Raw genomic sequence first — 11,027 nt, forward strand, 5'->3', positions numbered from 1 at the left:
TGCTGAAATTTATTCGCAATGTTTTGAATGAATAACTCATTAGCAGGCACTTGAAATAAATATTGACTTATTTCGTCAACAAGTTTTTTTTCTTTCTCAGTAAAAGCTCTACTGAAATTACTCCAATCGACACTCGCCTTGAAATTTCGCTTTTTTGTTTGATACTCGGTATTTACATCGCCATCTTTCTTGGCAGAAATACTCCCTTCTTTGCCTAAAAATAACATTGTAGGTAACTGCATCCTAAAAAGTAGGCTCGAACTATCAATCCAGTTTTTGCCTCCTGCCCAGCCCGCAACATTGGGCGGATAAAGTAAGACTTGACCTAAAACTTTCTGAATAAATAAATCGGGTTGTTGGTCTTCAAAAGTCGCTCCGAGGGTTCGTTTGATTCCAACCAACAACTCAACAGGCGATTTTATGTGCGAGCCAACGTTTTCTTGGTCGTAAAACCAGTCGGCCGTGAAGATATTTTCGAGCAAATCGGCAATGTCATAATTGGTTTTGTGGAAACGCTTACTCAATTCTGCGATTCGCTTCTCTTTTCCACCAATATTTTCATTGACGAAATATTTATAAATTTTGGCGGTCAGAAACTGGGCTGTTTCTTTTCGTTCCAAAATCATCTCAATTACATCTTCACCTTTGAAATTGCCCGTTTTTCCAAAAATGGTTTTCTCTCCGTTATCGTGCTGAAATTCTCGGAAAATAAATCTTCCTTGCAAATCGAAATCCCAGCCCGTAAACGCTCGTGCAACTTCCTTGATGTCTTTTTCAGTATAGTTTCCTCGTCCGAGCGTGAAAAGCTCCATTAATTCACGAGCAAAGTTTTCGTTGGGGCTGCGTTTCTTATTTTGTTTATTATTCAAAAATTGCAGCATCGAGGGCTCTTTTGAAACCGCCATCAATAAATCACCAAATTTTCCGAGAGCGTGTTCGCGGAGTGTATTCAGATAACTTTGCGAAAAAGCAGGATTCAAACTTCTCGAAACCAAATGCCCGTGCCAAAACAAAGCCATTTTTTCTCGTAAAACTCCTCTCGAAGTCGCCATTAAGTCAATCCAAGTAGTATTGAGTGTGCCTTGTTCTTCTCTTCTATCTTTCTGTAAATCTTTCAGTTTCTCACGTACTTCCTCTCTATTGCCTTCTTTTTTTATATCACGCATTTCACGCAGTTGCCTAAACTCAGCAACAACCTCCCGCAAATCAACTATATCAATCGGTCGAAAATCTTCTGAATCTCTTAACATTTGTTTGAAAACTTGTCGTGCAGATTGCCTGTGTGCTGCCCGAACAACCGCATAAGGCTCTCCGAAGCCTGCACGCCAATATAAATGTTGAATGTGTTTTTGTAGCATGTCCTTTCTATTTTTTCGATAACCTTTGGATATAAAAAAGTAGATAAAGGTTTAATAAGCAATATAATTATGTTCTTCGAAGGGTAAAAAATCCTTATCTTTGCACCCTTAATCTTGACAGGATTTTAAGGATTACAAGATGGACACGATTTTTTGAGAGAATTTTAAATTCTAATGACGTAAATTAATCGTAGTTGTTTTAATCTTACTAATCTTAAAATCGCTTAATCCTGTTTAATTATTTACTTATCTTATGCAATACAAAGAATATAAATCAGTCAATTATGCCGAGATTGCCGATGAGATTCTGGCTTTCTGGAAAGAAAACAAAATCTTCGAGCAATCGATTGAGGTACGTGAAGGTGCACCAACTTTTACATTTTTCGAGGGACCACCATCAGCAAATGGTACGCCTGGAATTCACCACGTAATGGCTCGTTCGATTAAAGATATTTTTTGTCGCTACAAAACTCTTCGTGGTTTTCAGGTAAAACGCAAAGGTGGATGGGATACTCACGGCCTACCAGTTGAGCTTCAAGTAGAGAAAGAACTCGGTATCACAAAAGAAGATATTGGTAAGAAAATAACGGTCGAAGAATATAACCAAAAATGTCGTGAAACAGTCATGCGTTTTACTGACCAGTGGGACGATTTGACCGAGAAAATGGGCTATTGGGTTGACCTCGAAAATCCGTATATTACTTATAAAAACGAATATATTGAAAGTATTTGGCATTTATTGAAAGAATTCTACACCAAAGGATTGCTTTATAAGGGCTATACGATTCAGCCATATTCACCAGCGGCAGGAACAGGCTTAAGTTCACACGAACTAAATATGCCTGGCACCTACAAAGATGTAAAAGATACATCTTTAACTGCCCAATTTAAGGTTATCGAAAATCATAAATCGGAGTTTTTGTTTAAAGCAAGTAATGGAGAAGTTTTCATACTTGCTTGGACGACAACACCGTGGACGCTTCCTGCAAACTCGGCTCTGACGGTTGGAAAAAACATCAATTATGTTTTGGTGAAAACTTTCAATCCATACACATATTTGCCTGTAAATGTAGTCTTGGCAAAAGATTTAATAGGGAAGTATTTCTCCGAAAAAGGAAAAGATGGCGATTTTGATGGTTTTGAAAACTCTGATAAAAAAATCATTCCTTGGACAATCATTGCTGAGTGCAAAGGCTCAGATTTGGAAGGAATTGAATACGAACAACTACTTCCTTACGTGCAACCCGAAGCTCCTGCTTTCAGAGTAATTATTGGAGATTTCGTGACCACCGAAGATGGTACAGGTGTTGTACATACTTCACCAACTTTTGGTGCCGATGACTTTAGAGTTGCTCAACAACACGGTATTCCGTCAATCATGGTGAAAGACGAAACAGGAAAAGATGTGCCTGTTGTTGACCGTAGAGGACGTTTCGTGAAAGAAATCACTGATTTTGCTTTAGAATATGTAAAAGAAGCTTATTTGACCGACGACGAAAAAGAAGCGGAAAGAATCAAACAAGGCAGAGATAAATATCTTTCGGTTGATGAACGCATTGCGATTAAACTAAAAACCGAAAATAAAGCTTTCAACGTACAGCGTTACGAACACACGTATCCGCATTGTTGGAGAACTGATAAGCCTGTGCTTTATTACCCACTTGATAGTTGGTTTATTCGCACAACGGCTATGAAAGATAAGTTGGTTGAGTTGAACAAAACCATCAACTGGAAACCTGAAAGTACAGGAACTGGTCGTTTTGGTAACTGGCTCGAAAACTTAGTTGATTGGAATTTAAGCCGTAGCCGTTATTGGGGAACTCCACTACCAATTTGGCGTTCGGAAGATGGTGAAGAAGTGTGTATCGGCTCGGTTGAAGAATTGGTTAATGGCATTAAACATGCCTTGAAAGATGATGTATTGAATGAGGAGCAACGCAAAAAGAATGAATCTTTCATTCACTCATTCACTCATTCAACATTTGACCTGCACCGCCCTTATGTTGATGAGGTTTTCTTGGTTTCGGCAAGTGGAAAACTCATGCAGCGTGAAACTGACCTAATTGACGTTTGGTTCGATTCGGGAGCGATGCCTTTTGCACAATGGCATTATCCGTTTGAAAATAAAGAAATTTTCGACGCAAATTATCCTGCCGATTTTATCTCCGAAGGTGTTGACCAAACTCGTGGTTGGTTCTTCACACTTCACGCTATTTCTGGCATGTTGTATGATTCGATTGCATTCAAAAATGTAGTTTCAACAGGCCTTGTTTTGGATAAAAACGGTAATAAAATGTCGAAACGTCTTGGAAATGCCATCGACCCATTCGATACTTTGGGTAAATACGGTGCTGACCCTACTCGTTGGTACATGATTACAAACGCCGAGCCTTGGGACAATCTTCGCTTTAATTTAGATGGAATCACCGAGGTGCGTAATAAATTTTTCGGAACGCTTACCAACACGTATAATTTCTTTGCACTTTATGCAAATCTTGATAATTATAAGATGTCGGAAACCGATAGAGTGCCTTATGCTAATCTTCCAGAAATGGACCGTTGGATTTTATCGAAACTCTACACGCTCATCAAGGAAGTAGGCGAACAATTCGATGATTATAACCCAACTAAGGCAGGGCGTTTAGTGCAAGATTTCGTTTGCGACCAACTTTCTAACTGGTATGTGCGTTTGTGCCGTCGTCGTTTCTGGCAAGGTGAAATGACCGAAAACAAAAAAGCAGCTTACGAAACACTTCAAAAATGTTTGGTAACGGTTGCTCAGTTGATGTCGCCGATTGCTCCTTTCTATGGAGATTGGTTATACAAAAGCCTGACAGATTCTATTCGTGAAGAAGCAAAAGCCAGTAATTCGCCACTTCGTCATGAGTCAGTACACTTTACTGATTGGCCAACTTATGATGCAAGCTGGGTAGATGCGAATCTCGAAACTTCGATGGAGTTATCGCAAACGGTTTCTTCGTTGGTTCACTCATTGCGTAAAACACACAAAATCAAAGTGCGTCAGCCATTGCAACGTATCTTGATTCCTGTTTTATCAGAAAGTACTCGTGAACAAATTCGCCACGTAGAAGACATAATCAAGTCGGAGGTAAATATCAAATCCATCGAGTACATTGATGATGATTCGGGAATCTTGAAAAAGAAAGTAAAACCAAACTTCAAAGCTCTCGGCCCGAAATATGGTAAGGATATGAAAGAAGTTGGGAATGGAATAGCTTCAATGACGAATGAAGATTTAAAGTTGTTAGAAAAAACGGGGGAATTCCAGATTCCAAATTCTCAATTCCTCATTACTTTAACTGATGTCGAAATCCAAACTGAAGATGTTCCAGGTTGGTTAGTAGCTTCAGACAAAGGAATAACTGTTGCTTTAGATATTAATATTTCGGATGAATTACGCCAAGAAGGTATCGCACGTGATTTTGTGAATCGTATCCAAAATTACAGAAAAGACACTGGCTTTGAAGTAACCGATAAAATTAGCATCAAACTTTTGAATAATAACGAAGCCTTGACTGCTGCCGTAGAAGCCAATCGAGAATACATTAGTCAAGAAGTGCAAGCTCTTTCGTTGGAAGTATTGTCTGAAAGTCCAGCCAATGCCGTAGAAATCGAAATGGATGAGTTTATGCTCGTAGTTACGGTTGAAGTTGTAGCGTAAAGTTTTTGTTTTTGTACAAAGATACTCCTGTAGGAACGTCCAAATTGGACGTTCCTATAATAATTCAGACAATACTAATTATTTTGTATTTCTGCCCTCTAAACTCAAAGGTCTCTCCTACTGTTTTACCTAAAATAATCTGCCCGATTGGTGCTTCTTGCGAAATTACCATAAATTTTGTTCCGTTTAGCTCAACAATTCCCGCACCGATTGATACAAAGAAATACCCCATCGTTGTTTCGGCCAATGCCCCAAAAGCTACTTTTGTAAAAATACCTTCTGGGTCTATTTTATCAAGGGATAATCTTTCTTGGCGTGCTTGTTCGTACATTCTTCCATTCATCTCTCGGTCGAGTTGTCCCATCGCTCGGGCTGTCTCGTATTTATCTCCTGCCGAACTTTTCCCTTCTTCATTAGCTGAGTTTTTAGCCGCTTCCATTGCTTCAAAAGAAGTTTGCATACGGCTTTCTATCAATTCTTTTACTTTTTCTAATAATTGTTGTTTCATGTATTAATTAATTCTCTTTTCGATGTTGATGTTTTATAGAAAAGATGGGTTATCATTCAAGATTTTATTCATTCCTCCAGTCAGATTCAAAAGATTGTCGTAGCCATATTGTTCTTGAAGAATTCTTATCGCTTTCTGACTTCGAATGCCACTTTGGCAATGCACAACTACCGTTTTATCTCGACTAATTTTTGGTAAATGTTTCTCTAATTCAGATAATGGCATTAATTCTCCGCCAATGTTTCGAGTTTCGTACTCATGCTTTTCTCTTACATCAATTAGTTGGTAATTACTTAATAAATTTAAAGCTTCAAACGTTATATCATTCGCTGATTTTAAACCACAAAACACTTCATAATCAATTAGTTGAGTAATTTTTGGAGTGTTAGGCATTTTAGGAATTTTAATAATTCTGCTTTGCATCGAAAGCGTATCCAAAACTAATAATTTACCCGAAAGCGGCTCTCCTACATTTGTAATAACTTTGATAGCTTCGAGAGCTTGCATTGAGCCAATAATTCCTGGTAAAACTCCCAAAACTCCAGCTTCGGCACAGTTGGGTGCTTGCTCAGGTGGTGGTGGAGTTGGGAATAAATCTCGATAAGTAGCTGAGTTTTGATGATTAAAAACTGCAACTTGCCCTTCAAAACGATGAATAGCTCCGTAAACGAATGGTTTATTGAGCATAACGCAGGCGTCATTTACCAAATATCGAGTCGGAAAATTATCGGTTCCATCAATCACAATATCATAATCTTTGATGATTTCTAAAGCATTGCTGGCACTTAATCGAGTTGGATATTTATTAAATGTAACCAAAGGATTTAGAGCAGTCAAACGTTTGACAGTTTCGCCGATTTTCTCTTCTCCGACTGCCGTTGAATTATATAAAATTTGTCTTTGAAGATTACTGATATCAACTTTATCATTTTCCACGATTCCAATCGTACCAACACCTGCCGCAGTTAAATACAACAAAACAGGACTACCGAGTCCACCGCAACCAATAACCAAAACCTTTGATTTTTTTAGTTTTTCTTGTCCTGCCAAGCCAAATTCTGGCATTAGCATTTGTCGATTATATCTTTGAAATTCTTCGGGCGTGAGCATAATATTTAAGGAACAATAAAGAAGCGATTTCTTAAAATATGTTAAATAATTACGTTGAAAGCAAACAATAAATGGTTTCACATCGTAAATACGTAATTATTGCGTAGTTTTTTTATAGAAATACTAATTTTTAGACTAAAAGTACGTTTATTTGTTATTTATAAAAAAGTCAATTAAAAATAAGTATATCTTTAAAAAATGAAAAAAACATTTATTGCTTTCGCTACTACTATTCTACTATCACAATTTTCGTTTGCACAAAACACTAAAGCCCCAGCCGCTAAGCCTAAAACCCCTGCTGCAAAACCCGTTACGACTACAAAAACTGTAGTTGTTGCTCCGTCATCAGCGGAAGGTATGAAAAATGGTGTTGATTCGATTAGCTATGCTATCGGAATGAACATCGCTGGTAATTTGAAACAACAAAACTTGAAAGTTAATTCAGCAATGTTGGCAAAAGCAATTGACCAAGTTTTAGGAAACCAAACAACTTGGATGGACCCTAACGCAGCCAATGCTTATATTCAAGGGTATTTTCAGAACGAATCAATGAAAAAAGGTGCTGCAAATAAAGCGGTTGGCGATAAGTTTTTGGCTGAAAACAAAACCAAAGCGGGCGTTGTTACTTTGCCAAGTGGCTTGCAGTATTCAATCATGAAAGAGGGAAATGGAGCAAAACCAGCTTCTTCGGATAAAGTAAAAGTACATTATCACGGAACTTTGATTGATGGAAGCGTTTTTGATAGTTCAGTAGAGCGTGGACAACCAGCCGAATTTGGCGTAACGCAAGTAATTCAAGGTTGGGTAGAAGCTCTTCAATTAATGCCAGTTGGTTCGAAATGGAAATTATTTATTCCTTCAAATTTGGCTTATGGCCCACAAGGCCCACCAAGCATCGGCCCGAATCAGGTTTTGATTTTTGAAGTAGAATTGCTTGATATTGTTAAATAAATTAAAAAATTAAACTCCCCTTTAGGGGCTGGGGGTGGTCATGTTACAAATTATGAAAAGAATCATCGTTCTACTAACCTTAACTGGTCTTTTTGGTTGCTTTGAAAACAAAGCCCAAAATTCGTCGTCGCCAACGTATGGTTACAACGATTTGAAACCAACTCGCACGCAAGAGCAAGTTGAGCAGTTTGCTACCCAGTTTTTGAGCTATCACCACTACCAAAAGTTTAAGCTCGATGATGATTTTTCGTCAAAAGTTTGGGATAATTTCTTGAAAGATGTTGATGGTGGACATTCATACTTTCTTGAAAGTGATATCAAATCTTTTGAAAAATACCGTGATGGCATTGATGAAGATTTATTGGAAGGAGATTTAACTGCTCCGTTCGAGGTTTTCAATCTTTACCGCAAACGCTATAAAGAACGTCATGATTTTATTATGGCTTTGCTTGACAAACCTTTTGATTTTACCACTGACGAAAGCTACGAAACTGACCGTGAAAAAAGCAATTGGGCAAAATCAACGGCTGAGCTGGATGATGTTTGGCGTAAGATTGTAAAAAGTCAGGTACTTGACCTTAAATTGAGTGGAAGTAAAGATTCTGCAACAATAGCAACCCTGAAAGACCGCTATAAGCGTTGGGAAGGACGTATTGCTAAATGGAGAGCCGATGATGTTTTTCAATCATTCATGAATGCGTTTTCTGAAACCATCGACCCTCATACAAATTACATGATTCCGAGTACGGCTGCTCAATTCAATATCGAAATGAGCCAGTCAGTAGAAGGAATTGGTGCTTCCCTACAAAATGAAGGCGACTATGTAAAAATTGCCGAGATTATTCCTGGAGGGCCATTGTTTAAAAGTGGACAAGCAACCAAAAATGATAGAATTGTGGCTGTAGCTCAAGGCGAAAACGGAACATGGCAAGATATTGTTGGCTGGTTGACTGATGATGCTGTAAAGCTAATCAGAGGCACAAAAGGAACAGTTGTACGTGTAAGACTCCTACCGGGCGATGCACCTGCGGGTTCACCAACAAAAGAGCTACGTTTGGTTCGTGAAAAAGTAAAACTCGAAGAAGCAGTTGCCAAAGGCGAAGTTGTACCGATGAAAAAAGATGGTAAAGACTATAAACTGGGTGTAATTGATATTCCAATGTTCTATCGTGATTTTGAAGATGCTCGCCGTGGCGGTGATTTTCAGAGTACAACCAAGGATGTTAAGCGTTTCTTGAATGATTTCAAAGCTAAAGGTGTAGATGGTGTAGTGATTGACCTCCGCAATAATGGAGGTGGGTCGCTGACCGAAGCCATTAATCTTACGGGTTTATTCATCACAAAAGGCCCGGTTGTCCAACGCCGTGATAATAATGGAAGTGTAGACGTTGAAAGCGACACCGACCCTGAATTGGTTTATAATGGCCCATTGGTTATTCTTCAAAATCGTTTTAGTGCTTCGGCATCTGAGATTTTTGCGGGAGCTATTCAAGATTATAAGCGTGGAGTAATTGTTGGCGAACAATCTTTTGGAAAAGGAACAGTGCAACAATTGGTTGATTTAGACCAATTTTTGCTCGCACCTCGTACGGCATCTACTGATAAAAAACCAGCAGTTGGTTTCGACCAAAAAGAAAGATACGGACAATTGAAATTGACGACTGAGAAGTTTTATCGCATCACAGGAAATAGCACTCAACGCAAAGGAGTTTCGGCTGATATTTTATTACCAACACCTTTCGACCCCGAAGAAATGGGAGAAAGTTCTCAACCAAGTGCATTGCCGTATGACCAAGTAAAAACTTCTGATTACGAGAAAACAACTGTTATCAACGAGAAAATATTGGCCAAATTGCAAGAAAAATACCAAGCCCGTTTGAAATCAGACCAAGAATTGAAGCAATTAACCGATGATTTGGCCGAGTATCGTAAGATAAAAGATATTACGGTTATTTCATTGAATGAAGCTAAACGCAAGCAAGAGCGTGATGAAAACGAAAAACGCAGAAAAGCTGTAAATAAATTAAGCTCAGGCGAAAAAGATGAAAAAGAAAAAGATATTATCTTGACCGAAAGTGAGCGTATTCTCTGCGATTTAATTTCATCATCACAGAAATAATAGTCAACTATTTTTATAAAGAAACCCCCAGATGAGCCAATCAACTGGGGGTTTCTTATTTTTTTAAGCTTAAATTGTTTTCTTTTATCGGTATTTCATAACTTTGTATATAACCTATGATGAAATTCGATGACAACTGATACTTATACACAAACGTCGATGTTTGATTTGTGGCGTCAGAATCATTATTTATACAAAGATAAATATACTTCGCACCAGACGTCGTACATCGAGAATCTGTTGCCCGAAATTGCCGTTCAGCTAAATGTTTATGATATAATAGACATTCTTCAACGTCGATTTGGCAATGATATTATCCAAAGGGCTTTAGACCCCAGTCGTGGTATCGAAAGCCCCGTAAGCTATCACCAAGATAGCCAATGGCTGAAAAAATCAAACATGGTGGGCATTAATGTGCGTACTATTGGAAATTTTTTCAATGTCGTCAAATACGCACTAACGATTCCAAAATCACAAGATTCGATACATTTATTGCCTATTTGGGAGCCAGGTGTAGTTGGCAGCCTCTATGGCATGACAACTTTCAATATCAACCCTGAGTTTTACAGTCAAGAATTGGCTACTGCTATTCCGTCGCTTGATTCGGTCGAGAAACAACTCAAATTTGTGGTGAATATCTTGCACGCAATGGGCAAGAGCGTAGGTATGGACGTGATTCCACACACCGACCGTTTTTCGGAAATGGTCATTGCCTATCCTCGCTTTTTTGAGTGGGTACGCAGAGTTGGAGGAAGAATTACGAGCAATTCAGAAACAATTTATAGAGAAGTCGAAGAAATTATTTGGCATTATTTAGTACGTAATGGCACCGCCAACGGAACACCGATTTCTTACTCAAAAAACACGCTGTTTTCGCCCGAAATTCCAATTTTGAGTGATGAACAACGATTGGAAATAATATTCGGCCATAAAACTGATTTTCAAGGCCGTCTTCGTCGCCGCATTGAGTTAATGCACGAACTAATTTACCAAGGCTACGAAACCCTTCCGATGACAATGGCACCACCGTATCGTGGGCTACACATCAATCCCGAAGAGTTTGTGATTGATGAAAACGGAAACCGTTGGTACACTTATGAGTTTGATGAGCCGCAGGCAATGTCGAGGGTTTTTGGGCCTTTGGCACGCTATAAGTTTTTTCACTCAAAAGATGATAACGCTAATTGGGAATTAGATTTTGAAAATCCGAATAAATATGCGTGGGAATATTTCTGCCAGAAGGTTTATGAATGTCAGAAAACCTACAATTTAGATTTTATGCGGGGCGATATGGCTCAC

Annotated in this window: 6 protein-coding genes and 1 pseudogene; 4 read left to right on the forward strand and 3 right to left on the reverse strand. The window is 38.6% G+C overall.

The genetic code is table 11. From position 1 onward, the window contains the following. A partial coding sequence (locus tag ACOVO2_RS14320) for a DUF1800 domain-containing protein (protein ID WP_421770636.1) occupies positions 1 to 1,358 on the reverse strand: 1,358 nt, incomplete at its 3' end. 253 nt (positions 1,359 to 1,611) lie between these two features. Here ACOVO2_RS14320 and ileS point away from each other — a divergent pair. Continuing rightward, complete coding sequence (gene ileS / locus ACOVO2_RS14325) at positions 1,612 to 5,040, forward strand: isoleucine--tRNA ligase (RefSeq protein WP_421770637.1); 3,429 nt, start codon at positions 1,612 to 1,614, stop codon at positions 5,038 to 5,040. Positions 5,041 to 5,104: 64 nt separating this feature from the next. Here ileS and ACOVO2_RS14330 read toward each other — a convergent pair whose 3' ends face one another. Together ACOVO2_RS14330 and moeB are read right to left on the reverse strand one after the other, a co-directional pair. Then, positions 5,105 to 5,548, reverse strand: a complete 444-nt coding sequence (locus tag ACOVO2_RS14330; protein WP_421770638.1) for a transcription elongation factor — start codon at positions 5,546 to 5,548, stop codon at positions 5,105 to 5,107. A 33-nt stretch (positions 5,549 to 5,581) separates the two neighbouring features. Continuing rightward, entirely contained in the window at positions 5,582 to 6,658 is a 1,077-nt protein-coding gene (moeB, locus tag ACOVO2_RS14335; protein WP_421770639.1) for a molybdopterin-synthase adenylyltransferase MoeB, read from the reverse strand. A gap of 198 nt (positions 6,659 to 6,856) precedes the next feature. Between moeB and ACOVO2_RS14340 the strand changes: the two genes are divergently transcribed. From ACOVO2_RS14340 to ACOVO2_RS14350, 3 genes and pseudogenes are all read left to right on the forward strand, one after another. After that, positions 6,857 to 7,609 carry an FKBP-type peptidyl-prolyl cis-trans isomerase gene (locus tag ACOVO2_RS14340; RefSeq protein ID WP_421770640.1) on the forward strand — a complete coding sequence of 251 codons (753 nt, stop codon included), beginning with the start codon at positions 6,857 to 6,859 and terminating at the stop codon, positions 7,607 to 7,609. Positions 7,610 to 7,661: 52 nt separating this feature from the next. Further along, entirely contained in the window at positions 7,662 to 9,728 is a 2,067-nt protein-coding gene (locus tag ACOVO2_RS14345; protein ID WP_421770641.1) for a carboxy terminal-processing peptidase, read from the forward strand. A gap of 129 nt (positions 9,729 to 9,857) precedes the next feature. Further along, positions 9,858 to 11,027: pseudogene (locus ACOVO2_RS14350) on the forward strand (hypothetical protein); the annotation flags it as partial.

This window comes from Emticicia sp., from assembly GCF_049241225.1.
Lineage (GTDB): Bacteria > Bacteroidota > Bacteroidia > Cytophagales > Spirosomataceae > Emticicia.